General features: G+C 70.4%; 21 protein-coding genes. 13 read left to right on the top strand and 8 right to left on the bottom strand.

The window, feature by feature from the left end:
- Positions 1–34 precede the first annotated feature (34 nt).
- The 3 genes from EV186_RS02220 to EV186_RS02230 are packed head-to-tail and all read right to left on the bottom strand — an operon-like array spanning position 35 to position 3243.
- A complete protein-coding gene (locus tag EV186_RS02220; RefSeq protein WP_166658994.1) occupies positions 35–1249 on the bottom strand; it encodes an amidohydrolase in 1215 nt (404 codons plus the stop codon).
- 10 nt (positions 1250–1259) lie between these two features.
- A complete protein-coding gene (locus EV186_RS02225) occupies positions 1260–2141 on the bottom strand; it encodes an aldose 1-epimerase family protein (RefSeq protein ID WP_133847397.1) in 882 nt (293 codons plus the stop codon).
- 37 nt (positions 2142–2178) lie between these two features.
- Positions 2179–3243 carry a questin oxidase family protein gene (locus EV186_RS02230; RefSeq protein WP_133847398.1) on the bottom strand — a complete coding sequence of 355 codons (1065 nt, stop codon included), beginning with the start codon at positions 3241–3243 and terminating at the stop codon, positions 2179–2181.
- 65 nt (positions 3244–3308) lie between these two features.
- Between EV186_RS02230 and EV186_RS02235 the strand changes: the two genes are divergently transcribed.
- Positions 3309–4379 (top strand): ArsR/SmtB family transcription factor, encoded by a 1071-nt coding sequence (locus EV186_RS02235; protein WP_208115454.1) that lies wholly within the window; start codon positions 3309–3311, stop codon positions 4377–4379.
- On the opposite strand, the gene EV186_RS02240 is transcribed toward EV186_RS02235, so the two are convergent.
- Complete coding sequence (locus EV186_RS02240; protein WP_243753781.1) at positions 4295–5638, bottom strand: MFS transporter; 1344 nt, start codon at positions 5636–5638, stop codon at positions 4295–4297. The genes EV186_RS02235 and EV186_RS02240 overlap by 85 nt on opposite strands.
- Positions 5639–5700: 62 nt before the next feature.
- Positions 5701–6375 (bottom strand): pyridoxamine 5'-phosphate oxidase, encoded by a 675-nt coding sequence (gene pdxH, locus EV186_RS02245; protein WP_133847400.1) that lies wholly within the window; start codon positions 6373–6375, stop codon positions 5701–5703.
- A 536-nt stretch (positions 6376–6911) separates the two neighbouring features.
- Here pdxH and EV186_RS02250 point away from each other — a divergent pair.
- The 7 genes from EV186_RS02250 to sepH all read left to right on the top strand — a co-directional run bounded on the left by EV186_RS02250 (position 6912) and on the right by sepH (position 17169).
- Positions 6912–8063, top strand: coding sequence for a citrate synthase 2 (locus tag EV186_RS02250; protein WP_133847401.1), 1152 nt, complete (start codon positions 6912–6914; stop codon positions 8061–8063).
- A gap of 190 nt (positions 8064–8253) precedes the next feature.
- Positions 8254–9603 (top strand): serine hydrolase domain-containing protein, encoded by a 1350-nt coding sequence (locus EV186_RS02255; RefSeq protein WP_133847402.1) that lies wholly within the window; start codon positions 8254–8256, stop codon positions 9601–9603.
- Between the two features lie 121 nt (positions 9604–9724).
- A complete protein-coding gene (serC, locus tag EV186_RS02260) occupies positions 9725–10861 on the top strand; it encodes a phosphoserine transaminase (protein ID WP_424981867.1) in 1137 nt (378 codons plus the stop codon).
- A gap of 97 nt (positions 10862–10958) precedes the next feature.
- The gene (locus EV186_RS02265; protein WP_208115455.1) at positions 10959–11786 is read left to right on the top strand and encodes an SGNH/GDSL hydrolase family protein; all 828 of its coding nucleotides are present in this window, start codon (positions 10959–10961) and stop codon (positions 11784–11786) included.
- 144 nt (positions 11787–11930) lie between these two features.
- Positions 11931–12848 carry a hypothetical protein gene (locus tag EV186_RS02270; protein ID WP_133847403.1) on the top strand — a complete coding sequence of 306 codons (918 nt, stop codon included), beginning with the start codon at positions 11931–11933 and terminating at the stop codon, positions 12846–12848.
- A 31-nt stretch (positions 12849–12879) separates the two neighbouring features.
- A complete protein-coding gene (locus EV186_RS02275) occupies positions 12880–15201 on the top strand; it encodes a hypothetical protein (protein WP_133847404.1) in 2322 nt (773 codons plus the stop codon).
- 276 nt (positions 15202–15477) lie between these two features.
- On the top strand, positions 15478–17169 hold the full coding sequence (gene sepH / locus EV186_RS39805; protein WP_243753782.1) for a septation protein SepH: 1692 nt from the start codon (positions 15478–15480) through the stop codon (positions 17167–17169).
- Between the two features lie 238 nt (positions 17170–17407).
- On the opposite strand, the gene EV186_RS02290 is transcribed toward sepH, so the two are convergent.
- The gene (locus tag EV186_RS02290) at positions 17408–17650 is read right to left on the bottom strand and encodes a hypothetical protein (protein WP_243753783.1); all 243 of its coding nucleotides are present in this window, start codon (positions 17648–17650) and stop codon (positions 17408–17410) included.
- Positions 17651–17686: 36 nt separating this feature from the next.
- On the opposite strand from EV186_RS02290, the gene EV186_RS02295 reads away from it, so the two are divergent.
- From EV186_RS02295 to EV186_RS02310, 4 genes are all read left to right on the top strand, one after another.
- The gene (locus tag EV186_RS02295; RefSeq protein ID WP_133847405.1) at positions 17687–18124 is read left to right on the top strand and encodes a hypothetical protein; all 438 of its coding nucleotides are present in this window, start codon (positions 17687–17689) and stop codon (positions 18122–18124) included.
- A gap of 90 nt (positions 18125–18214) precedes the next feature.
- Entirely contained in the window at positions 18215–20011 is a 1797-nt protein-coding gene (locus EV186_RS02300) for an ABC transporter ATP-binding protein (RefSeq protein WP_133847406.1), read from the top strand.
- Positions 20008–21855 (top strand): ABC transporter ATP-binding protein, encoded by a 1848-nt coding sequence (locus tag EV186_RS02305; protein WP_133847407.1) that lies wholly within the window; start codon positions 20008–20010, stop codon positions 21853–21855. The genes EV186_RS02300 and EV186_RS02305 overlap by 4 nt, the downstream gene beginning before the upstream one ends.
- A gap of 115 nt (positions 21856–21970) precedes the next feature.
- On the top strand, positions 21971–22609 hold the full coding sequence (locus tag EV186_RS02310; protein ID WP_133847408.1) for a VC0807 family protein: 639 nt from the start codon (positions 21971–21973) through the stop codon (positions 22607–22609).
- 82 nt (positions 22610–22691) lie between these two features.
- On the opposite strand, the gene EV186_RS02315 is transcribed toward EV186_RS02310, so the two are convergent.
- On the bottom strand, positions 22692–23276 hold the full coding sequence (locus EV186_RS02315; RefSeq protein WP_133847409.1) for a DUF2537 domain-containing protein: 585 nt from the start codon (positions 23274–23276) through the stop codon (positions 22692–22694).
- A gap of 21 nt (positions 23277–23297) precedes the next feature.
- On the bottom strand, positions 23298–24104 hold the full coding sequence (locus tag EV186_RS02320) for a TrmH family RNA methyltransferase (RefSeq protein WP_133847410.1): 807 nt from the start codon (positions 24102–24104) through the stop codon (positions 23298–23300).
- A gap of 180 nt (positions 24105–24284) precedes the next feature.
- Here EV186_RS02320 and EV186_RS02325 point away from each other — a divergent pair, with 180 nt between their 5' ends.
- The gene (locus EV186_RS02325) at positions 24285–25787 is read left to right on the top strand and encodes a glutamate-cysteine ligase family protein (RefSeq protein WP_133847411.1); all 1503 of its coding nucleotides are present in this window, start codon (positions 24285–24287) and stop codon (positions 25785–25787) included.
- Positions 25788–25789 lie beyond the last annotated feature (2 nt).

Below are 25789 nucleotides of genomic sequence, written 5' to 3' on the forward strand. Positions count from 1 at the left end.
TCGGCCACCACCGAACCCACTCGCCGCGAGCACGTCATTCCGCGTAGAACGGCGACTTGGTCACGCCCTCGCCGGTGTTCTCGTCGAAGTGGTAGACCTCCTTGCCCTGGACGAACACGCGCAACGCGCGGCTCATCACGTCCAGCGGATCGCCCGACCACAGCACCACATCCGCGTCCAGGCCAGGCTTGAGTGCGCCCACGCGGTCGTCGAGACCCAGGATCTTGGCCGGGTTGACGGTGATCGAGCGCAGCGCCGTCTCCGGGTCCAGCCCTTCCTTCACCGCGAGCGTCGCCTGGTGCACCAGGAAGTGGATCGGCACGACCGGGTGGTCGGTGGTGATGGCGATGGTGACGCCCGCGCGCGCCAGGATGCCCGGGTTGCGCAGGTGCCTGCGCCGGACCTCCACCTTGGACCGGCTGGTGAACAGCGGCCCGATGATCACCGGGATGTCCCGTTCGGCGATCAGGTCGGCGATCATGTGGCCCTCGGTGCCGTGGTTGATCACCAGGCGGTAGCCGAACTCGTCGGCCAGGCGGATCGCGGTGGCGATGTCGTCGACCCGGTGCGTGTGCTGGCACCAGGGCACCTCGCCGGACAGCACCCGGGTGAGGATCTCCATGGTGTTGTCGCGCTCGAACGGCTTGCCCTCGCGGATCGAGTACTCGCGCTTGGCGTTGTAGTCCTGGGCCGCGCTGAGCGCGTCCCGGATGATCGCGGCGACGCCGAGCCGGGTGGACGGGGTCTGCTTCTTCTCGCCGTAGACCCGTTTCGGGTTCTCGCCGAGCGCGCTCTTCACGCTGCACGGCTCACGCAGCACCATCTCGTCGACCGTGCGGCCCCACACCTTGATCGCGACGGTCTGCCCGCCGATCGGGTTGCCGGAACCGGGCTTCACGACCACGGTCGTGACGCCGCCGCCCAGCGCGTCGCGGAAGCCCTCGTCGTCGGGGTTGATGCCGTCCAGGGCACGGAACCGGGCGCCGTTCGGGTCGGTCATCTCGTTGGTGTCGTTGCCCGCCCAGGCTTCGCCTTCCTCGTGCACACCGACGTGGCCGTGCGACTCGACGAAACCGGGGAGCACCCAGTTGCCTGCCGCGTCGACGAGTTCGGCGTCGTCCGGGATGTCCACATCGGCTTGGGTTCCGACCGCGGTGATCTGCCCGCCCTCGATCAGTACGGTGCCGTCCTCGATCGGGTCACCGTCCACAGGTACGACATATCCGCCAGTAATCGCTATCGTCGTCACGCGGCCGACGCTACTCCAACGGGGTGAGTCCCCAGCGTCCGTGCCAATCCGCTCCAGGGGCGACGGTCAACACGTCCACACCGGAGTTGAGCGCGTCCGGCGGGCACGTCATGGGCTCGATCGCGACGGCCCGGCCGGGGCGGCCGGGGAACTCCGGCGGCGTGAAGACCTGCACCCAGCGGAAGTCCGGGTCCGCCCAGACCTGCACGCCGCCGTCCGGGCCACGCAAGGCGTGCCGGATCAACCCGTCCGCGCCGGGTTCGCAGCCGCCGAACGGGGTGTCCAGGTCAGCGGTCTTCAGGACGATGTCCTTGTCCGCCAACGAAACCGGGTCGCCGTTGGGAATCATGGAGTCGGCGTCGAGCGGAAGCCGGGTCGTGGCCGCGAGGCTGAGCACGCATTCGTCCACATCGGTCGCACCGGGCCGTGGATAGGGGTGCACGCCGACACCGAACGGCATGTCCGCGTCGCCCAGGTTGTGCACGCCGTGGCGCACGGTCAGACCGTTGGCGTCGAGTGAGTACCGGATCGTCGTGCGGAACCGGAACGGCCAGCCGGGCGCGCCGTCGACGGTGATCTCCAGTTCGACGTGGCTGTCGCCGCGGTCGCTGACCGTCCACGGGTCGCGCCGGACGAGCCCGTGGATCGCGTTGCCACGCGCGGGTTCGGTCACCTCGAGCTGGTGGCCCTGCCAGCTCGCCCCGGCGACCCGGTTCGGCCAAGGCACCAGGACGCAGCCCGCCCCCAGCGGCGGCTTCTCCTCGGCCGGGAACGTCTCCAGGTAAGGGACGCCGCCCCGCTCGAAAACCCGCAACCCGGCACCGACGGTCGTGACGACCGCGCGATGCCCGTCGCCGCTGATCTCCAGTTGCTCACCCGTCGGAAGCGCCATGGGACGCGAACATACCGGCCGGATCCGCCCGCCGCGATCATCCCGCTCCGATCACCTCGGCGGCGTGCAACGCCGCGGCCAGGGCGTCCGGGTCGCCGGTGTGGTCGAAGACGTCCACGGCGGTGTCGGCGAACTTGATGACGTGCTCGTCGCCGTGGCGGGCGGCCCGGTCGAAGACCTCGGCGACCGGGTCGCTGTCGGTCGGCGTGGGACCGGGGAACGGCAGCGGCGTGGCCGGCGCGTACGCCGACGTGATGGCCGCGCACGCCGCCCACACCGCGGCGAAGCTGTCCGCCCACACGGTCTTCGGCAGCACGGGCAGCACCTGCCGCACGGCGTTCGGCGCGGTCGCGGTGTGCACGAGCAGCACCGGGCTCGCGGCGCCGTGCGTGCGGTAGCGCAGGACGCCCTCGGTCATCAGGTCGAGGAGGCGGTCCGGGACGTCGTCGGGATCGGCCGCCGGGCGCAGCGCGGCCACCGCGTCCGGCCAGCCCGCCAGGTCGGCGAGGCGGCCGATCCGGTGCGCGATCACGCCGGTCTGGTCGGCAAGGCGCGGCACGGCGGTCAGGGCGTCACCCGCCCGCAGGTTCCCTACCGGGGCGGTCACCCCGGGCAGCACTCGCCAGCGCGCGGCCCAGAAGGCCAGTCCGTACGCAAGTTCCGTAACCGCGACCCGATCGCTCTCCGAAGCACGCAGCGCGCGCACCGCGTGGCCGACACGGATGACGCCGTGCGTCGAGCCCGCCACGATGCCGGGCAGCAGCCGGGGCCACCACTCGCCGAGCACGTCCCGCCACGGGCGCTCCGCAAGCTCGCGGCCGAAGAACGTCGTCCAGTCGCCGACGCGGCGGTGATCGCCCAGTGCGGGCCGCCAGTCGTCACGCACGATCGGGGCGACGCTGCCGGGCAGGTCGGTCAACCGGCCGAGGTAGCGGTCGAGCCAGTGGTGGACGTCCAGGTCGAGCCCGCGGCGGACCATCACCTCGACGGCCATCGGACCGTGGTTGGTCAGGCCGTGGTTGCCTTCCTCGTCGCCGCCGAATTCCGGGCCTTTGCCGTGCAACCGCAGGTAGGCCTCGTCGAGCAGTTCGTTCGTCGTCATGGCGGCAAGTTTGGTGACCAGCGCGCCGGATGCCGATGATTAGTTCTGAGCCTAATCTCGTGGGCGTGATCAGACTGCGGTTCGACCTCGGCCGCGTGCGGTTCGCCTGCTCCCCGCTCTGGGAAGCGGTGACCAGCGTGCGCCGGCTCGCGGCACCGTCCGGGCTGCACCGGCCGTGGCTCGCCGCCGTGCAACCGAGGCTCGACGAGGTCACGGACATGGACCTGCTCACCACCGTGATCCGCCCGGCCGGGTACCTGCCGGACTTCCTGCACCCGGTCCCGATGCGCCGCGAACCGACGTTCGAGGCACAGCTCGCGACACTCCGCGAGACCGATCCGGAACGTGTCAGCGCCGAACTGGCGCACCTCGCGCAGCACCCGGTGGCGATGCCCGGACCTGGACGGGCGCAGCGAGAGGCGGCCCTCGCCGAGGCCGCGGCGGCTCCGGAGGCCACGCTCGACCGGCTCGTGGCCGCACTGGCCGCGTACTGGCGGGTGGCGATCGAACCGCATTGGCCGTCGATGCGCGCGTTGCTGCACGCGGACCTGACGCACCGGCTCGAGGAGCTCGCCGCGGGTGGCGTGCGGCAGGTGTTCCGCACCCTGCACCCCTCGGTACGCCTGCACGGCGAGTGGCTGCACGTGGTCAAGTACTACGACGGGACCGCGGACCTCGGCGACCAGCAGGTCGTGCTGATCCCGTGCGTGTTCGCGTGGCCGGACGTGCTGGTGCGCACCGCGGAACCCAGCCCGGCGCTCACGTACGCACCGCGGGGCGTCGGCAAGCTGTGGGAGTCACGCACCCCGCGTGGCCGGTCGCCGTTGGCCGGGGTGCTCGGCGCGACCCGCGCGGCGATCCTCACGCAGCTGGACCTGCCGATGGCCACCGATCACCTCGCGGTCCAGCTCGACCTCGCCGCGCCGACGGTCAACGTGCACCTGAAGGCGTTGCAGGAGGCCGGGCTCCTCACCTCCCGCCGGGCCGGACGGCACGTGCTGTACCGCCGCACCGAACTCGGCGACCAGCTCTGCGCGGCCGCGAGCGCCGGTCAGGCGGGCTCGGCCGCCGGACGGCCGGCCTCGTCCGCGGTCATGGCCGGTGCTTCCGCTTCGGTGGCCGCCGGAGCCCGGTAGCGCCAGAACACCGGCAGGCACGCGGCCGCGACGACCGTCAGCACGACGACCAGCACGCCACCGCCGGCGGCCGCGGCGGCCGTCCCGGTGGCGGCCGCGGTCCACCCGTGCACCAGGTCGGCGATGCGCGGCCCACCGGCCACGACCACGGTGAAGACGCCCTGCATGCGGCCACGCATCTCGTCGGTGGCGGCGGTCTGCAGGATCGCGCTGCGGTAGACCATGCTCGTCATGTCGGCGGCGCCGCCGAGGGCGAGGAACACCACGGCGAGCCACAGCGAGGACGCCAGGCCGAAGCCCGCCATCGCCACGCCCCACACGCAAACGGACACGATGACCGCGGCGCCGTGGCGACGGAGCCTGGAGAGCCAGCCCGACGAGATGCCGCACAGCAACGCGCCCACCGGGATCGCCGAGTACAGCAGGCCGAGCGCGATGCCGCCGCCCGGTGGGTCGCCGAAGGCGCGCTCGGCCATCTCCGGGAACAGCGCCCTCGGCATGCCTGCCACCATCGCGATGATGTCGGCGAGGAACGACATCAGCAGCACCTTCTGCGCTGCCATGTAACGGAAGCCGTCCAGCACGTCGCGCAGCCCGGCCCGGCGTTGCGGCCCGGAGAGCGGCGGGATCTTCGGCAGCCGCCACACCGCCCACATCGACAGGCACAGCGCGGTGGCGTCGAACAAGTACAAGGTGGACAGTCCGACGAACGGCAGCAACGTCCCGGCGAGCAGCGGCCCGAGCACCATGCCGAACTGCGCGACCGTCGATCCCAGCGCGATGGCCGCGGGCAGCAGGTCCACCGGCACGAGCCGCGCGATGGCGGCCGTGCGCGTCGGCATGTTCACCGCGAAGAAGGCCTGTTGCAGGCCAAGCAGCACCAGCACGACCCAGACCGAGTCGAGTCCGAGGAACGCCTGCAACCACAGCAACGCCGACGTGAGCGCGATCCCCGCGTTGCTCACGAGCATCACGGTGCGCCGGTCGACGGTGTCGGCGATCGCGCCGCCCCACAGCCCGAACACCAGCAGGGGCACCAGCGCGACCGCGCCGGTCAGACCGACGAAGCCGGACGAACCCGTGAGGTCGTAGACCTGCTTCGGTACGGCGACCGCGGTGAACTGGCTGCCGATGGCGGTGACGATCGTCGTGGTCCACAGCCTGCGGTACGCGGCAACGCGCAGCGGGCGGCGGTCGATGATCAGTGAGCTCAGCAGGCCACGGGCGCGTGATCGCGTCTTCTGGGCTGCGGCACTCACGGTCGTTAGCTTAGTTCAGCTAACGACCTCGGTTCGTGTGGTGTCGACGACAGACGCCCCGGTCAGGGGCCGATGCGCTGGATGCGCCACGCACCGTCGCGGGTCTGCCGGAAGCGCAGCCGGTCGTGCATCCGGTCCTGCCGGCCCTGCCAGAACTCCACGACCTCGGGCCGGATCCGCCAGCCGCCCCAGTGCGGCGGCACCGGCACCTCGTCGACGTCCTCGAACCGCCGCTCCACGGCCGCGAGCGCGGACTCCAGCGACTGCCGCCCGCTCACCACCGCCGACTGCGGGGAGGCCCACGCGCCCAGCTGCGAACCGCGCGGCCGCTGCGCCCAGTACGCCGCCGTCTCCTGCAGGCTCACCTTGTCCACCGTGCCGCGCACGTGCGCCTGGCGGTGCAGCCCGTACCAGGGGAAGGTCGCCGACGCGTAGCGCGTGGCCATCAGGTCGTGGCTCTTCGTCGACGTGTAGTTGGTGAAGAAGACGACGCCACGCTCGTCGAGGCCCTTGAGCAGCACGGTCCGCGAGGACGGCAGGCCGTCAGCGTCCGCGGTCGCCAGCACCATGGCGTTCGCCTCGGGCAGCCCGGCCGCGACCGCCTCGTCCAGCCACGCCTTCAACTGCTCGTGCCAGGTCGGGAGGAGCTGCGCTTCGCTGAGTTCGCCGTGTTCGTAGGAGACACGCATCGCCGGCAGGTTGATGGCGGATTCGGACGCGAGCGTCACGTCGGGCATGCGGTCCCTCCAGCGGTTCTGTCGGCGGCCTGCGCTGCCACGTTGTGACGCGGCGTGCGGAACTCCGACGGTACGGGGAAGCGGGCTGGGGCGAAACCGGGACGAACGGTGAGAACGCACACGACAAACGGTGTTTCACGTGCGCATGAACACCAGTAGCCCGACCTGCCACCACCATGGTGATGGCGACTCGTCCGCACCGGTGCCGGTCACGGAACCTGGATCGATGTCTTGATCGATGCCGCTCCCGACATGCGGAAACGTAGGACGTGAGGTTCACCGCACTGCCCCGTGGGGCGGCCGGATTCATCGGATTCACCGGATCGGAGCAACACAAGCCAAGCGACAACCGCCGATTTCTGGATCGTTCACGGAATCGTGACCGAAGACACCACGCAGGGCAATTGCCAACCGTCTGATCGGAGGAGCAGTGTTCGCTTGAGCCGCGCAGTGCTGCCCGGCCGGAGCGAAGTTGTGCTCGTGCGCCGGCGCCCGCGCGTTTGTCAGTCGGGGATCCAGAAAGGGCAGAACGCACTGTGAGCACACCTACGATCAATCCGCAGGCGCAATCCGCCGCGGACGAGGACGACGGCTACCGCCCGGGCCTCGAAGGGGTTGTTGCCTTCCGCACCGAGATCGCCGAGCCCGACCGGGACGGCGGCTCGTTGCGATACCGGGGCGTGAACATCGAGGACCTGGTCGGGCGCGTCACCTTCGGCAACGTGTGGGCGCTGCTCGTCGACGGCCGGTTCGGGTCGGGATTACCGCCCGCCGAGCCGTTCCCGATCCCGGTGCACACCGGCGACGTCCGCGTCGACGTGCAGGCCGCGCTGGCCATGCTCGCCCCGATCTGGGGTTACCAGCCGCTGCTGGACATCACCGACGAGGAAGCCCGCGACCAGCTAGCTCGCGCGTCCGTCATGGCGTTGTCGTATGTGGCGCAGTCGGCGCGCGGCATCGGTGTCCCGGCGATATCGCAGCGCCGCATCGATGAGTGCGCGACCATCACCGAACGGTTCATGGTCCGCTGGCGTGGCGAACCAGATCCCGCGCACATCAAGGCGGTCGACGCCTACTGGGTCTCCGCCGCCGAACACGGCCTCAACGCCTCCACCTTCACCGCACGCGTCATCGCCTCGACCGGTGCCGACGTCGCCGCATCGCTCTCCGGGGCGATCGGCGCCATGTCCGGCCCACTGCACGGTGGCGCTCCCGCCCGCGTGCTGCCCATGATCGCCGAGGTCGAGCGGGCCGGGGACGCCCGCAAGGTCGTCCGCGACATCCTGGACCGGGGCGATCGGCTGATGGGCTTCGGCCACCGCGTTTACCGTGCGGAGGACCCACGCGCTCGCGTGCTCCGCCGCACGTGCAAGGAACTCGGCGCCGCGCGCTACGAGGTGGCTGCCGCGCTGGAGCAGGCGGCGCTCGCGGAGCTGCGGGAGCGCAGGCCGGACCGGGCCATCGAGACCAACGTGGAGTTCTGGGCCGCGGTGATCCTGGACTTCGCCGAGGTGCCGCCGCACATGATGCCCGCGATGTTCACCTGCGCCCGGACCGCCGGCTGGTGCGCACACGTCATGGAGCAGAAGCGGACCGGACGCCTCGTGCGCCCGTCGGCCCACTACATCGGGCCGGGGCCCCGCAACCCGCAGGACGTCGAAGGCTGGGACAGCATCGCCGATCACTGAGTCGCAGGGCTGGAGAGTCCTGTTCGTATGGCTGTGAAGAGTGCCCTCGTCGAGCCGGCGGGGGCACTCGCTGTCGTAGTCCAGGAGGCGTACCGTCACCTCCAGGCAGACACGTTTGGTAGTCATGCGGTCACTGTGGCAGACCCCACCGACAAGAACTGGTTCGCAGGTCATCCGCCAGAATGCGGGCATGCTGCCGACGACTGAGTTCGCCCTGCTCCGCCGACTTGCCGCCGAACAGGCCGGCAGCCGCGCGCCCTCGATGGTCGCCGCGATCGTGCGGGGCGGTGAGATCCGGTGGTCCGGCGTGCGCGGGTTCGTCGGGGACGCGGCGCCCACCGCCGACACCCAGTACCGGATCGGGTCGATCACCAAGACCTTCATCGCGGTCCTGGTCATGCGCCTGCGCGACGAGGGCAAGCTGGACCTCTCCGACCTGCTCGACAAGCACGTCCCCGGCACGAGCATGGGCCACGTGACGATCGCGCAGCTCCTCGCGCACACCGCGGGGCTGACCTCCGAGTCGCCCGGCCAGTGGTGGGAACGCTCCCCCGGCAACGACTGGGCGGCGCTGGACGCGAGCATGACCGGCGACGAGTTGAAGCACCGGCCCGGTGCCCGTTTCCACTACTCCAACGTCGGCTACGGCGTCCTCGGCGAACTCGTGGCACGGCTGCGCGGCACCACCTGGCTGGCCGCGGTGAACAGCGAAATCCTTGCGCCGCTTGCGATGTCTCGAACGACGCCGATGCCGACCGCGCCGCACGCACAGGGCTACGCGGTGCACCCCTTCGCCGACATCCTGCTACCCGAGCCCGCACCGGACGCGAAGGCGATGGCTCCGGCCGGCCAGCTCTGGTCGACGCTGACCGACCTCGCGCGTTGGGTGGCGTTCATCGGCGGCGACACCGGCGAAGTTCTGCACCCCGACACGCTCGCGGAGATGCGCGAGCCCGCACACGTCGAGGACGGCGACTACTGGACGTCGGGCTACGGCCTCGGCCTGCAGACCCTGCGCGACTCCGGTCGCCGCATCGCCGGGCACAGCGGCTCGATGCCCGGGTTCCTGGCCACGGCGTTCATCGACCCCGTCAGCACCACCGGCGCGCTCGCCCTGACCAACACCACCGCCGGCGTGGCCATGGGTGCGTTGACCGGCGACCTGATCCGGCTGGTCGAGGAGTACGAGCCGGACCTGCCCGCGCCGTGGCGGCCGATGGCGGAGTACGACCCGGAGATGCTCGCCCTGACCGGCCTCTGGCACTGGGGCCCGTCGCCCTACGTGCTGCGGCTCAAGCCCGGCGGCTGGCTCGACCTCGCGCCGATGGCCGACCGGGGCCGCGCGTCCCGGTTCCGCCCGAACGGCGACGGGACGTTCACCGGCCTGGACGGCTACTACGCGGGCGAGAAGCTCCGTATCGGGCGTGACGCGCAGGGTGTGGTGACCCACCTCGACCTGGCGACCTTCATCTTCACCCGCACGCCCTACGACCCGGCCGCGCCGGTGCCCGGCGGCGTGGATCCCGAGGGCTGGCGGTGACCCTGCCCGCATTGCGGGACGCGTCCCGACGCCTGATGGGTCGGAGTGCGAGACTGTTCACGTCCCGGCAACGGCGCCGGTCCCCTTCCGTTACACGTTCCCGTACGAGAGGCGCCGCCTGATGACGCAGTCCGTGACCGATCCGACGACCCTGCAGCTGCCCGACGACCTCAAGCCGAGCGACGGCCGGTTCGGCTGCGGCCCGTCCAAGGTGCGACCGGAGCAGCTGTCCAAGCTCGCCACCGAGGGGGCCGCCGTGCTCGGCACCTCGCACCGGCAGAAGCCGGTCAAGTCGCTGGTCGGCCGGGTGCGCGCCGGTCTGTCCGAGTTGTTCGCCCTGCCCGACGGCTACGAGGTGGTGCTCGGCAACGGCGGCACGACCGCGTTCTGGGACGCGGCCGCGTTCGGCCTGGTCCGCGAGCGGGCCCAGCACTTCACCTACGGCGAGTTCTCCTCGAAGTTCGCCAAGGTCACCCAGGACGCGCCGTTCCTGGCCGACTCCATCGTGGTCAAGGCCGAGCCGGGCACCGCGCCCGAGATCGCCTACCAGCAGGGCGCCGACCTGGTCGGCTGGGCGCACAACGAGACCTCTACGGGTGTCGCCGTTCCGGTGAGCAGGCCCGAGGGCAGCGACGGCGCGCTCGTCGCCATCGACGCCACGTCCGGCGCGGGCGGTCTCCCGGTCAAGGCAGAGGACTTCGACGCCTACTACTTCGCGCCGCAGAAGTCGTTCGCTTCCGACGGCGGCCTGTGGATCGCGCTGCTCAGCCCGGCCGCGGTCGCGCGGGTCGACGAGATCGGCGCGAGCGACCGCTGGGTGCCGGAGTTCCTGTCGCTGCCGACCGCGCTCGACAACTCCCGCAAGGACCAGACGTACAACACCCCGGCCGTGGCGACGCTGTTCCTGCTCGCCGACCAGATCGAGTGGATGCTCGGCAACGGCGGGCTCGCCTGGACCACCGCGCGCACCCAGGATTCCTCCGATCGGTTGTACACGTGGGCGGAGAACACCGAGTACACGACACCGTTCGTGGCCGACCCGGCGCACCGCTCGCAGGTGGTCGGCACGGTCGACTTCAGCGACGACGTCGATGCCGCGGTGGTGGCGAAGGTGTTGCGCGCCAACGGGATCGTCGATGTCGAGCCCTACCGCAAGCTCGGTCGCAACCAGCTGCGGATCGGCATGTTCCCGGCCATCGAGCCGGCGGACGTCACCACGCTCACCAAGGCCATCGAGTGGGTCGTCGGCAAGCTCTGATTCACCTGTCAAGGTCTACCCCGGTTCAACCCGCATGTGGTGAACTCCTTACCTGCGCTGGTCGAGGGCCCGGCGCCTGTGGGAGAGGACCACAGCCATGCGAATGTCCCGGATTCGTGCGGTGGTCGCGGCGGGCGCTGGTGCGCTCGTCGTGGCCGCCGGTCTGGTCGTCGGCGCCGGATCGGCGTCCGCCGCACCGAGTTACGTCGCGTTAGGCGACTCGTACTCGTCAGGGGTGGGCACCCGCGAGTACATCAACGACGGCACCAACTGCATGCGTTCCAACTACGCCTACCCGAAGATCGAGGCGGACCGGCTCGGCGCGACGCTGAGCTTCCAGGCGTGCAGCGGCGCGCGCACCGGCGACGTGCTGAGCAACCAGCTCGGCACGCTCAACTCCGGCACGTCCTACGTGACGATCTCCATCGGCGGCAACGACGCGGGCTTCTCCGATGTGATCACCCAGTGCGCCAAGCCGTGGCCGTACACCTGCACGTCGCAGATCTCGAACTCGCAGAGCTTCATCCGCAACACGCTGCCCGGCCTGCTGGACAACGTGTACAACCAGATCCGCGCGAAGGCGCCGAACGCCCGCGTGGTCGTCGTCGGGTACCCGCGGCTGTTCAACGGTGAGACCTGCAACCTGCTTGCCAGGATCAGCTCGCAGGAGGAAGCCGACCTGAACACCACGGCCGACATCCTCGCCACCACCACCGCCGGGCGCGCGGCCGCGCACGGATTCGGCTTCGTCGACTCGCGCGGCCCGTTCACCGGCCACGCCATCTGCGACGACGTCGAATGGCTCAACGGGCTGTCCAACCCGATCACCGAGTCGTACCACCCGAACCGGTCCGGCCAGCAGGAATTCGCCACCCTCGTGCAACCCCTGCTGACCGCGGGAGTGTCCGCTCCTTCAGCTGCCTGATGCTTTCCACGAAAAGGGCCGCCTGCACCTGCACTGGCGGCCCTTTTCGCATGCCCGATCGGCTACCCGCACCGACCCGGCACGCACCGGCCCGCGACCTACCTTGAGCGGTGGAATCCAACCACCCGAAGGGGTTTGTCGCCCATGTCAATCACCGATGAGCCCACCGCTACCGCCATCACCGCGGTGTGGCACGACGACGAAAACACCGCTGAACGCTGGTTCAGCCTGATCAGCTCGACGTATCACGCCGCCGTAGCTGAAAACGACGGAAATCCACCGGATTTCGACCGGTTCTGGTCGGCATTCGACAATGCCGCCAGTTCCGCTCACGGCGCCAACGTCGAGGCGTTCCGCGGCTACCTGGCCAACGTGAACGACCCCATGGCGGTCATCGCCGACCTGGCGGGCGACGCACCGGACGCGGTCCTCGCCGAGGTCCTCGGCTTGTACCGCGCGGGTCTCGCCGCCGCATACGCCGGGCAGGGTGAGCTGCCGGCCGAGGCCGCCGTCGGGGACGGGGACGGGGACGGGGAGCCCTACGACGAGTCCTACTGGGCGGCGTACTTGGAGCGCTGGGCGGGCGCGTGGAACGGCGCCGACGACACCTGGACCGAGTTCGCCGAGGGCTTCACCTACTGGGCGGGCGAGGAGCCCAAGTTCGCCACCGAGCTGCGCGAGCAGGCCAACGCCCTGGTCGGCCACGCCGGAACGCTCGACCTCCCCGCCCGCGTCGGCTACCTGGCCGACTTCGGCTTGGTCGCGGTCGACCAGCAGACGGTCACCGAGGTCGGGGAGCCGAGCGGGGAGACGCCCGGGGAGACGCCCGTCGAAGCGGCCCAGCAGGTGACCGAGGAGGCCGAACTGGTCGAGCAGTTCGCCGATTCGCCAGTCGTCGCGGAGGCCGTCGACAACCTGCTCGAGCAGGACGTGGCGCCGATCCTGGCCGTCGCGCTGCAAGACGTCCCCGAGGCCGCGGAGCTGACCCCGGAGGAGATCAACGAGGTGCTGGAGCGGGTGCTCGCCAAGCAGCTGAGCTCGCAACTGGCCGAAACCGCCTGAGGCACGGGACGCACGAGGAGCACGCGAAGCCATGACCAAGCCCATGAGCAAGGACAAGAAGAAGGTCGACAAGAACAAGGCGCAACAGGATCTCGAACAGCGGCTGGAGACCGGCATCCAGGGTCTGGACCTGCAGGCCTTGCTACGGGGCGTCAGCCCGCAGGCCTCCGGCGACAGCGGGTCCGTCGGCGCCAGCGCCTTCGCGGGCGTGCTCGCCGCCGAGAGCCTGGCGAAGGCGGTACGCAAGACGGACAAGACCACGTTGATCGTCGAGCGTGCGATGGACGCGCAGGTCGTCGACATCAAGGTCGGCGGTGGCGCCTTCGGCCTGTCCGCGGAGAAGGCCGCCGCGCTGACCCAGGAGAAGAAGGCCCAGCTCGGCCAGATGGAGATGATGATCGCGACCGCGGTCGGTCAGCGGGTGATGGGCCGGGAACTGGACGCCGCGATCCAGCCGCTGCTGAAGTACGAGCACGTCAAGCTGACCACGGACATCATCAAGATCGGCACCGACATCGGCGAGCTCAAGGTCATCCACAACGACCTGAGCAAGCACACCGAGGCGTTCGCGGGCTTCGTCGCCGAAGTGAAGGCGGCCGACAACTCCACGGTGGTGAACCGGCTGCTCGGCGAGGGCAGCAAGAAGTTCTCCGACCTGGCCGACAGCATCCAGCGGTTCAACTCGGCGATGTCCTCGATCCAGGACCACATCGCCGCGGTGATGACCGACCGCGCGGCCTACGCGATCCACGTGACCGGCAAGCCGTCGACGTTCGAACGCGCCATGAGCATCGCGAACAGCCTGACCGACGCCGGCCTGGACGTGGCCAGCGACGTACCCGACGTCTACGCGAAGACCGCGGTCACGGTCGTGCAGTCGATCAAGCCGTGGCTGGTCATGCTCGGCCAGGAGATCTACCGCGACATCATGGTCGAGCGGATGAAGACCAAGGAGGGCCGCGCCGCGGTCTTCTCCAAGCTGAAGCCGCTGGCCATGGCGAAGATGCTGATCTCGAACCAGAAGCGGCTGATCAACGCCGTCCTGGACACCGCGTCGCCGGGCCTGGCGTACATCCCCGGCTGGGGCACGTTCATCAAGCCCAGCGTCAAGATCGCTGTCGAGGCGTTCCTGGACACCCGGCTGGAGCTGGCGGAGAAGAAGCTCAAGGAGCCGAAGACCAAGTCCGCGCTCGAGAAATCGGCCGACGTGCTGAAGGACATGGCCGACGAGCTGGTGCCGATCAGCGAGATCGAGAAGCTGAAGAAGTCCATCACCGCGGACGTGCTGGCCAAGTCCACCCAGCAGGCCAGCTACGGCGACGACCTGAAGAAGGTGTCGGCGCAGTTCATCCGCAACCTGGACCTGGAGCTGCAGGCCAAGGAGAAGCTGGACGACGCGATCGACATGGTCACCGACTACGTCGACGAGGGGAAGTTCGACCCGAACGACCTGTTCGCGATCCTCGCCCCGGCCATCAAGCCCGTCATCACCAAGATCATGACCAAGCTGATGGCGAAGCTGCCGTTCGACATGGCCGCGCAGATCTACACCGGCGACCAGCTGGTGGCCGACATCGACGCGATCTTCATGGCCGGCCGCAACGTCCGGCGGGTCAAGCCGGGCGAGGAAACCCAGGAGCAGTTCGTCCGGCCGACCCGGACCGCGGAGGGCTACGCGGTGCGCGTGATCCACTCGACGGCGCTGGAGAAGGACGGGGCGACGCAGTTCATCTGGGCCGAGGTGTCGCTGCCGCCCGCGCAGGGCGCCGACGGCCGCAAGGGCGACGTCAGCTACGAGGACAAGGTCGTCAAGCTGACCCACCCGAAGTGGGACACGGTGCGCGACGCCGCGGTGCCGAAGAAGATCGCCGAGCGGCCCGAACGCACCAGCAAGGGCGCCTACATCCGGATGTTCCGCAACGGCACGGTGCGGTGGCGGGACAAGGACGTCTACCACGTGCTCGTGCACAACGTGTGGGGCTACCTCGACCCGCAGACCCGGGTGTTCACGCCGGTCACGCCGGACCAGACGAACACCGTCGCGCGAGCGGACGCCTGGCGCAAGCGGACGGTCGACGTCACCGGGTACACGGAGTTCGCGTCCGAGACGGACAAGACCGGCAGGAAGGTCGAAGGCAGCTGGTACCTGCCGTTCGGTGCGGGCCGGCCGTTCCTGTTCGTGCCGAAGGGCGGTTCGGACGAGGACATCTACGGCGAGTGGGTCGAGTACCGGCAGACCCTGAAGAACAGCCCCCGCGGCGGGCAGGGCCAGTTCGGTCTGTTCGAGCACCTGGGCAAGAAGGTGGCGGCCGGCAGCACGCCCGGTTACTGGGCCACCCTCTACGGGGCGTGAGGTGCGCCGGGGCCGCCGGTGTTCAGGGGGACCGGCGGCCTCGGTCCGGATCCCGCAAAGGTGGGGCGCCTGCACCCGATCGGGCGCATTGCGATGCTGAAACCATTGTCCTGTCGGCATTTCCTGTCCGCGCAACGAATGTGGGGTGTGCGCAGGCGCACGAACACGGCAAGATCACAGCTGGATCTCCATGGGCTCGGCGCGCCTCGCGCGTCAAGGCGACGCGCCGAACTACCGTGGGTGGCTGGCGAGGTGACGTGTGCTCGGGAGGCAGTGATGCGGGCGCTGCGAGTCGTGGGACTCGAGGATGACGGTGCGACCGTCGTTCTCGAGGACGCCACGCGCGGCGAACAGTTCACACTTCCCGCCGACGAGCGGCTGCGTGCGGCCGCTCGTGGCGACGCCGCCCGCCTCAGCCAGTTAGACAGCGAGCGGGAGAGCCAGATGCGCCCACGTGAGATCCAGGCCCGCATTCGTGCGGGCGAATCAGTCGAGCAGGTGGCCGCCGCGGCCGGCATGCCGGAGCAGAAGGTCGAGCGGTTCGCCTACCCGGTGCTGCTGGAGCGCTCACGCACGGCCGAGCTGGCCCAGGCCGCCCACCCGATCCGTGAGGACGGGCCCGACCCGCAGACCCTGACCGAGGTGCTGGCCCACGCGTTCAGCCAGCGCGGCCAGGACTTCGCCGCCGCGACCTGGGATTCCTGGCGTGGTGAGGACGGCAAGTGGGTCGTCGAGCTGAACTGGTCCGCCGGCCGCTCCGACTTCGCCGCGCACTGGGCCTTTCACCCTGGCGCGAACGGCGGCACCGTGACGGCGATCGACGAGCACGCCATCGAGCTGCTCGACCCGATGCCGAAGCGCACGCTGCGCACGGTCAAGCCGGTGACGGATCTGGCGCAGCAGGCGCTGGACGTGCAGATCCCGGAGACCAGGCGCCTCGTGAGCCCGGTCGAGGAGCGGATCGAGTCGCCGCCCGCGGCCCGATCGGTGGCACCGGTCGAACCGGTGGAACAGGCCGTGGCCCAGGCCGAGCCGGTCTTCCCGCCGGAGCCGGTCGCGGCACCCGAGGCGGAGCCCGCCCCGGCGGCCGCCGAACTGAACTTCATCGACGACTTCGAGCTGGCCACCCCCGTCGCGCCGACGGCCGACCTCGAGGACATCGAACTGGCCGACACCGAGCTGTCGACCCCTGCCGCCGAGGTGGCTCCCACTGCCCCGGCGGAGACCAGCACGTCCGAACCCGACACCGAGCTGGCCGAGTCCACGCCGGCCGAAGCGGAGGTTGCCGAGCCCGAACCCGCCGCGGTCACCTCGCCGGAACCCGCGGCCCCCGAGCCTTCGAGTGAACCGGCCGCGGTCACCACGCCCGAGCCCGTCACCACGCCCGAGCCCGCTGCCACGCCGGAACCAGCCACGTCCGAACCGGCTGCCACGGCCGAGCCTGTCGCCACGCCTGAACTCGTCGACACTCCGTCGGAGCCGGCCGCTTCGACCGAGCCTGCCGCTACCTCGCCCGAACCGGAGGCAACGCCCGAACCCGCCGCCGCCACCTCGACCGAGGCACCGGCCGAGCCCGCCGTCACCTCGCCCGAGCCGACGGCACCCTCGACCGAATCCGCTGCGGCAACCACAACTGAACCAGCCGCGGCCACCTCGCCGGAGCCCGCCGCGACCAAGCCTCAGCGCGAAGCCGACGACGCGAAGCCCGAGCCGGCAGAACCAGCGGGCGCGGCGACCACCACCGAGCCCGCCGCGGCGGCCAAGGCCGAGACCCCGGCCGCCAAAGCAGAACCCGCCCAAAAAGAGCCAGCCCAAAAAGAGTCGACCGAGCAGCAACTCCCCATGGAACCGGCGGCCCGCAAGCCCGAACCGGCTCCCGCGGCTCGCCCCCGCAAGGGCAAGAAGGGCCGTCCGATCGTCCCGTCCTGGGAAGACGTGCTGCTGGGCACCCGCTCCAACCGAGGCTGACCGAACACCAGCACCGCCCAGCGCCCCACGCCCGCTGGGCGGTTCGCTCGCATCCCTACCAACGCGCGCGCCCGCAGCGAGAATGGATGACAGGCCCCGGGGAAACCGGCCACGCAACTGCAGGGCGGCCGGGCCCATCGCATGGCTTCACCGGGCCGGACCTGCGCCCGTCGACCGGGTTCAGTCAGGCGACCTCCAGGTCGAGCCCCCACTGCGCGTCGGCGTCGGGTTCCACAGGTCAGGTGCTGGCGGCGGGCACGGCGTCGAGCAAGTGCAGGTCCCAGCCCTCCCGCTCACACCAGTCCTCGGCCTCGGTGCGCGCGAGCCAGTGCGCGCCCGACGGTCTGCCGCGGCCCAGCTTCGTCCAGCCGTCCGCGGCGAGCAGGTGCAGTTGTCCGTCTCGCAGGGCGAGCAGCCGGCCCTCCGGGAACGCCATCGTTCGCTCCGTGCGCAGGAACCGCACGGGTTCCGGTCGAGTCACGTACACATTGTGCCGCCGTCGGCCAGGATCGGGCAGGTGCGATGGCCGATGCGGTGCGGGAGCGGGGTGCTAGCCGGGCTGGCGGCCGGGCTGGTGCTGTGGGGTGTCGGGCCGTTGCTCGGGCCGGTGCTGAAAAGTATCTTCGAGGGGTGCACCGACCGCCGTGATTGCCTGACCGACTCGATCGGTCGCGCGGTCCTCGCCGTCTCGGTGGGCGTCGCGTTGTGGTGGACGCTCACCTTGGTCGCCGGCTGGCTCGTGTTGCGGCTGTGGCGAATCGAGAGCGCGGGGCTGACGGCTGCGCTCGGCATGGCGATCTCCCTGGTGCTCTGGTGGCGGTTCGGCCAACTCCCCTTGCTGTGCGTGCCGGGGTTCGCCGCCGCCGCGTTCGCGACCAGTCCCGACCTCACCTACGCAACCCGGGGCGGCGTGCTCGGGACCCTCGCGATCGTCGTGCTGCTCGTCCCTGCTTGACCTCCAGTGCGGTGGAGGTGGCAGAAAACCAGGTGCCCTGAGCACGGCTGATCTCATACCGTCGGAGGGCTCTTCCGGAGGGGGATGGTGATGGGCGAAGAACCGGGCCACCGAAATACCAGGGGTTCCGGCATCGCGAGCCTGCGCAGGATCGGACCTTACCTGCGCCCGGGCCGCACGAAGATCATCTGGTCGGGTGTCACCGCGATGCTGGCCATGGTCTGCGGTTTGACGATTCCGCTTGTGATGCAACGCATCCTGGACGGACCGGTGGCACACCACGACACCGGTGCACTGCCATGGCTGGTACTCCTGGTCGCCGTGCTCGGCGCCGCCGAGGCCGGCCTGTTCTACGTTCGGCGCAAGCTGATCGCGGCGCCGAGCACGTCGGCCGAAGCCGAGTTGCGGGCCGATCTCTACCACCACTTGCAGCGCCTGCCGATCGCGTTCCACGACCGCTGGTCATCCGGCCAGCTGCTGTCCCGTGCCGTGTCGGACGTGTCGGCGCTGCGCCGGTTCATCGCGTTCGTCGGCATCTTCTTCGTCGTCAACACGATCACCCTGGTGCTCGGTCTCGGCGTGCTGTTCGTGCTGTCGCCGGTGCTGGGCCTGATCGCGTTGTGCGGTGCGCTGCCGCTGATCGGGCTGTCCACGATCTACGAGTCGCGGTACTCGGTGCTGTCCCGGCGTGCGCAGGACCAGCAGGGCGACCTGGCCACGACGGTCGAGGAGTCGGTGCTGGGCATCCGCGTGCTCAAGGCGTTCGGTCGCGGCCCCGCGCTGGGCAAGCGGTTCCTCCAGCAGGCCCGCGAACTGCGCGGTACCGAACTGGCCAAGAACAAGGTGTTCGCCGCGCTGTGGGCGGTGATCATCGTGTTGCCCGAGACGGCGATCGCGCTGATGCTGCTCGCCGGGATGCTCTCGATCGTGCACGAGTCGATGACCGTGGGCACGCTGGTCGCGGCCATCACGGTGGCGACCTACCTGCGCTGGCCGACCGACTCGATCGGCTGGCTGCTCGCCGAGACCAACCAGGCCGCGACCGCGTGCGAGCGGTACTGGGAGGTGCGCGACGAGCCGATCACGATCACCGATCCCGACGAGCCGCAGCCGATGCCGAGCACGGTGACCGGGCGCGTGCGGTTCGAGGGCGTGCGGTTCGCGTTCACCGGTGACGACGGCGACCGCACCGAGGTGCTGCGCGGCATCGACCTGGACCTGCGTCCGGGTGAGACGGTCGCGCTGGTCGGCGCGACCGGCAGCGGCAAGACGACGCTGACCGCGCTGGTGCCGCGCCTGGCCGACGTGACCGGCGGACGGGTGAGCATCGACGGCGTGGACGTGCGGTCGGTGCGGCTGGCCGACCTGCGTGCCGTGGTCGCGACCGCGTTCGAGGAGCCGGTGCTGTTCTCCGCCAGCGTGCGGGAGAACGTGGCGCTCGGCGGCGAGGACGTGACCGACGAGCAGGTGGTCGAGGCGTTGCGGGTGGCGAAGGCGATGGAGTTCGTCGAGAAGCTGCCGTGGGGCCTGGACACCCGGATCGGTGAGCAGGGCCTGTCGCTCTCGGGCGGTCAGCGCCAGCGGCTCGCGCTGGCCCGCGCGGTGGTCGGCAAGCCCGCGGTGCTGGTGCTCGACGACCCGCTGTCGGCGCTGGACGTGCACACCGAGGCCGAGGTCGAGCGGGCGCTGCGCAGCGTGCTGCACGGCGTGACGGCGCTGGTCGTCGCGCACCGGCCGAGCACGGTGCAGCTCGCCGACCGGGTCGCGATGCTCGCCGAGGGCCGCATCGTGGCCACCGGCACGCACTCCGAACTGCTCGCCGAGAACGAGGACTACCGACACCTGTTGTCCACGATGGACACCGAACTGGCCGGGGAGGTGGCATGACCACGACAGAACAAGCCGTCGAGGAGGAGTCCTGGCGCGGTGTTGCCGCCGAGGACAACGAGGAACTGACCAACGCCGTCGGCCTGCGGTTGCAGGCGCGCTCACGCGCGCTGCTGCGCTCCTTGCTGCGGCCGCGGCTCGGCATGTGCCTGCTCGCGTTCGCCCTGGTCGTAGCGGAGAACATCGTCACGCTGTCCGGTCCGCTGCTGGTCGCCGAGGCCATCGACGTCGGCATCCCGGCGGCGATCGACGGCCGCACGACGGTGCTGACGTGGTGCGTCGCCGGCTACCTGGCGACCGCGATCGGGTCGGGGTTGCTGCGCTACCTGTTCGTGCGGGTGGTCGCGACGGTCGGGCAGGACCTGCTGCTCGACCTGCGCGGGCGCGTGTTCCGGCATGCCCAGGGCCTGTCGCTCTCCTTCCACGAGAAGTACACCTCCGGCAAGGTGATCTCGCGGCTGACCAGCGACCTCGAGTCGATCGAGGACCTGCTGGACATCGGGCTCGACGGGCTGCTCACCGCGGCGCTGTCGGTGGTCGGCATCGCGATCCTGATGCTCACCCTCGACCTGCCACTCGCGTTGTTCGTGTTGGCCGGGTTCGTGCCGTTGCTGCTGGTGACGCGCTGGTTCTACCGGACGTCGAACCGGGCGTACCGCGACACCCGCGGCGGCATCGCGAAGATCATCGTGCAGTTCGTCGAGTCGATGAACGGCATGCGCGCGGTGCAGGCGTTCCGTCGCCAGGAGCGCAACGAGACGATCATGTCCGGGCTGAACGGCCGGTTCCGCGACGCCAACCAGCGCGCGCTCGTGGTGCTCGCGAAGTACACGATGATCGTGCGCCTGGTCGGCAACCTGTCGCTCGCGGCGGTGCTCGCGATCGGCGCGGTCCGGGTGGTGAACGGCGGCCTGGAGCTCGGTGTGCTCACCGCGTTCCTGCTGTACCTGCGGCGTTTCTACGACCCGCTGGACGAGGTCGCCATGTTCGCCAACGCGTACTCGGCGGCGAACGCCGCGCTCGAGAAGATCTCCGGTCTGCTCGAGGAGCGCCCGGACGTGGCCGAGCCGGCCGAGCCGAAGCCGCTGCCCGCGGCCGCGGACGGCCGCGAGGTGCGCTTCGAACGCGTCGAGTTCCGGTACTCGGCGGACGGCCCGGTGGTGCTGCCCGAGTTCGACCTGACCATCCCGGCAGGTCAGACCGTCGCGCTGGTCGGCGAGACGGGCGCCGGCAAGTCGACCATCGCGAAGCTCGTGGCCCGGTTCTACGACCCGACCAAGGGCGACGTGCTGCTCTCCGGTGTGCCGCTGCGGTCGGTGGCCGACGAGGACCTGCGCCGGTCGGTGGTGATGGTGACCCAGGAGAACTTCCTGTTCTCCGGCTCGGTCGCCGACAACATCGGGCTGGGCCGGCTGGGCGCGTCCCGGGCCGAGATCGAGGCGGCGGCCGAGGCGGTCGGCGCGGCGGAGTTCGTCGAGAAGCTGCCGGAGGGCTACGACACCGACGTGCGCAAGCGCGGCGGCCGGCTCTCCGCGGGTCAGCGCCAGCTGGTCGCGTTCGCGCGGGCGTTCCTGGCCGATCCGTCGGTGCTGGTCCTGGACGAGGCGACCGCGAGCCTGGACGTGCCGAGCGAACGCGCGGTGCAGCGAGCCCTGGAAACGGTGCTCGCCGACCGCACGGCGCTGATCATCGCCCACCGCCTGTCCACAGTCCTGATCGCGGACCGCGTGCTGGTGGTGGACGGCGGGCGCATCGTCGAGGACGGCTCGCCGCAGTCCCTTGTGGACCAGGGCAGCGGCCAGTTCGCCGACCTGCACAACGCCTGGCTCGCGTCGCTGGCCTGACCGGTGCCGGGGCATGACAACTGTCATGCCCCGGTCATGACTGCTGGCACGGGGGCGGGGTCGATCGCGGCCATAGCGTTGCCGACAACAGAGAAGACGTTGTCAGGAGCCGAAGATGACCACGATCGCCCCCGCCGCCCAGCCGCAGACCGTCCGGGCCGCAGGCAGCACCCTGCGGACCATGCTGCCGAGCCTGGCTCGCGACATCGCGGTCCCGACCGGCGCGTACTACCTGCTGCACGCCCTGGGTGCGAGCGACGTCACGGCGCTGCTCGCCGGCGCGGTCGCCTCCGGGACGATCATGGTCGTCGAGGCGGTGCGGGCCCGGAAGCTCGACGTGTTCTCCGCGTTCATGCTGGGCGTGTTCGCGGTCGGCCTGATCGGCTCGCTGGTGTCGGGCGACCCGCGGTTCATGGTCGCCAAGGAGTCGTTCGGGACGCTGCTGGTCGGCGGCGCGTTCGCTCTCAGCGCGGTCTTCGGCAAGCCGCTGATCTACCTCGCCGCCCGCCGCGTGCAGGCCGATCCGGCCGCGTTCGAAGCGAAGTACGCGAGCATCCCGGCGATGCGCGCCACGATGACCCGCCTGAGCGTCGTCTGGGGTGTCGGCCTGCTCGCCGAGGGCGTGCTGCGGATCGTCCTGGCCTACCAGCTGCCGATCGCGACGATGGTGTGGCTCTCGACCGTGATGCTGATCGGCACGTTCGCGGTGCTGATCGCGATCACCGCCCGGGTCCGCGCCAAGGCGACCCGCTGACGTTCCGGCCGAGCGGCTGGCCGGGGTTCACGCCCCAGCACGGGACCGATCCGGCGCAGCGCCTCGGCGAGCCGGGTGGGCGTCAGAGCAGCATGAAGGCCAGGGCGAACCACGACAGGCCGATGCCGACGGCCACGCCCAGGGCCACCCAGCGCCAGGTCAGCACCCCACGCGCGAGCCACACCGACGGCAACAGCCCGGCGGTCACCACGACGTTCGCGCCCAGCGCGAGCAGCGGGCTGGTCTCCTCGAGCGTCCCCGCCAGGCTGACGACCGCGACCAGGACCACGACCGCGGAGAACGCGGCCACCACCAGTCCGGTGGCCCACGGCGTCGGCTCCGCGCCCGGCGCCGGCTTCCCGGCCACGGCGGGCGGGTCCATCACCGACAGTTCCCCGGTCAGCGGATCCCGGTACCCGACCGGCACGTTGAGCGCCGCGGCGACCCGGGCCGCGAGCTGACGCCCGCGACCGGTCACCACCGACGCGGCGGTCTCCCGGTCGGCGTCGCCCTCGATCCGCAGCACCGCGCCGACCACCTGCGCCCACTGCTGCAAGGCCGCGGTCAGCTCAGCGCCGAGCGGCAGCGACCCCGGGTCGACCTCCAGCTCCCGGGCGCCGTCGTGCCCGGTGAGAACCGCCCGTTCACCGCTCGCCCGCAGCTCCACGCTCCACCTCCGGCACAGAAACTACCGAGCCGCCGCCAGCTCGTAGAACGCGACCGCACCCGCGGTGGCCACGTTGAGCGAATCGACGCCGCCGGACATCGGGATGCGCACCCGCGCGTCGGCGGCCGCCATCGCCTCGGCCGTCAGCCCCGGGCCCTCCGAGCCCAGCAGCACCGCGTACCGGCCCGGTTCCCGCACGGCGTCGCGCAACAGCACCGCGTCCGGCGCCGGGGTCAGCGCCAGCACCCGGAAACCCTTGTCGCGCAGCAGGTCCAACGAGCCGGGCCAGGACGGCAGGCAGGCGAACGGGACCGCGAGCACGTGACCCATCGACACCCGCACGCTGCGCCGGTACAGCGGATCACTGCAGCGCGGTCCGAGCAGGATGCCGTCCACGCCCAGCGCGGCCGCGTTGCGGAAGATCGACCCCAGGTTCTCGTGGTCCCCGACGCCTTCCAGTACGGCCAGACTGTTTGCCCGCGATACCAAGGTTTCCGCGTCGTGGGGCACCGCGCGGTCGGCGGCCGCGAGCACGCCCCGGTTCAGGTGGAAGCCGACGGTCTGGGCCATGACCTCAGCGGTGGCAACGTAAGCGGGCGCCGACACCGTCTCCAGCAACGGCGCCAGCGCCTCGATCCGCCTGCGCACGCCCAAAAGCGCGCGCACCGGGTAGTGCGAGGCGAGCAAACGTTCCACCACCACAACGCCTTCGGCGATGACGAGACCCCGCCCGCCGGGCCGGTCCGGCCGGCGATCGGCGGTGGACAGGTCCCGGAAGTCGGCCAGCCGGTCGTCGGCCGGGTCGTCGATCTCGATCACCGCGGACACCCGGAAAGTCTTGCACAGTCCCGCTATCCGGACGGCGGACACGAAGTGTGGCCGAGATGTGCGCAGCGTCACCCTTAGCTGACACAGTGCACCGATTTGGCCGCTAGCAGCCCATGCGCCGTTGTGTCACGGTGGAATTTCCCGCGCTTGCCGGCCAAGCCGAAATGAAGGGGAGGCGGCATGGGTACGCAGGTGCCGACGACGGTCGAACTCGATCGTTCGGATCGGCAGTTCCACCGTTCCAAGATGCAGCGTTGCCTCGACGCGCTCGGGCGGATGCTCGCCGACGGGGGATTCGCCTCCGGTCCGGCCAAGATCGGGTTGGAGATCGAGCTCAACCTCGTCGACCCCGTGCTCCACCCGGCAATGGCCAACCTCGAGGTGCTGGAGAAGCTGGACGACCCGTCGTTCACCACGGAACTGGGGCAGCACAACCTGGAACTGAACGTGCGCCCGCGGTTGCTGCGTGGTGATCAGGCCCTCGCCCTGGAGGGCGAGCTGGACAAGCTGCTCGGCGACGCCAACGCCCGGGCGCAGGACGTCGGTGCGGGCATCGTGTTGATCGGGATGCTGCCGACGTTGCGCATGGAGAACTTCGATCGCCGGTGGCTCACCGGGAATCCGCGCTACGCGTTGCTCAACGACCAGATCTTCGCCGCGCGCGGCGAGAACATGGTGCTCAACATGGAAGGCTCCCCCCTTCCCGGTCGCAGACCGGAGCGCCTGCTGACCGCGGCGACGTCGATCCTGCCCGAATCCGCCTGCACGTCGGCACAACTGCACCTGCAAGTTGCCCCGGAGGAGTTCGCGTCGCACTGGAACGCGGCGCAATGCCTTGCGGGCGTTCAGGTCGCGATCGCGGCGAACTCGCCGTTCCTGCTGGGCCGGGCGCTGTGGCACGAGACCCGCATCCCGTTGTTCCAGCAGGCCACCGACACCCGCCCGCAGGAGTTGAAGAACCAGGGCGTGCGTCCGCGCGTGTGGTTCGGCGAGCGGTGGATAACGTCGATCTTCGACTTGTTCGAGGAGAACGTCAGGTACTTCCCGGGCCTGCTCCCCCACACCGACGACGAGGACCCGATGGCCGCGCTCGACGAGGGCCGGCCGCCGAAGCTCGCCGAACTGCGGGTGCACAACGGCACCATCTGGCGCTGGAACCGGCCGGTCTACGACATCGCTGACGGACAACCGCACCTGCGGGTGGAGAACCGCGTGCTGCCCGCGGGCCCGACGGTGGTCGACCTCATGGCCAACGCCGCGTTCTTCTACGGCGCGCAGCGCGCCCTGGTGGACCAGGAGCGTCCACTGTGGAGCATGATGTCGTTCCAGGCCGCCGAGGAGAACCTGTACGAGGGCGCGAAGCACTCGTTCGGCGCACAGCTCTACTGGCCCGGCAACGGCTGGGTGCCACCGGACGAGCTGGTGCTGCGCAAGCTGCTTCCCATGGCGCACGAGGGTTTGCGTGCGTGCGGGGTCGCCGACGACGTGCGGGAGCGCTACCTCGGGATCATCGAGCAGCGCTGCGTGTCCCGGCGCACGGGTTCGTCGTGGCAGCGCGAGGCCGTGGCCGCGTTCGAGCGGCGCGGGTACGACCGGGAGAGCGCCATCGCGGGCATGCTCGCCGCCTACATCGAACTCTCCCGCGCGGGCGAGCCCGTGCACACCTGGCCGATAGAAGTTTGACC

The sequence above is a fragment of the Labedaea rhizosphaerae genome, from assembly GCF_004362825.1.
Taxonomy (GTDB): domain Bacteria; phylum Actinomycetota; class Actinomycetes; order Mycobacteriales; family Pseudonocardiaceae; genus Labedaea; species Labedaea rhizosphaerae.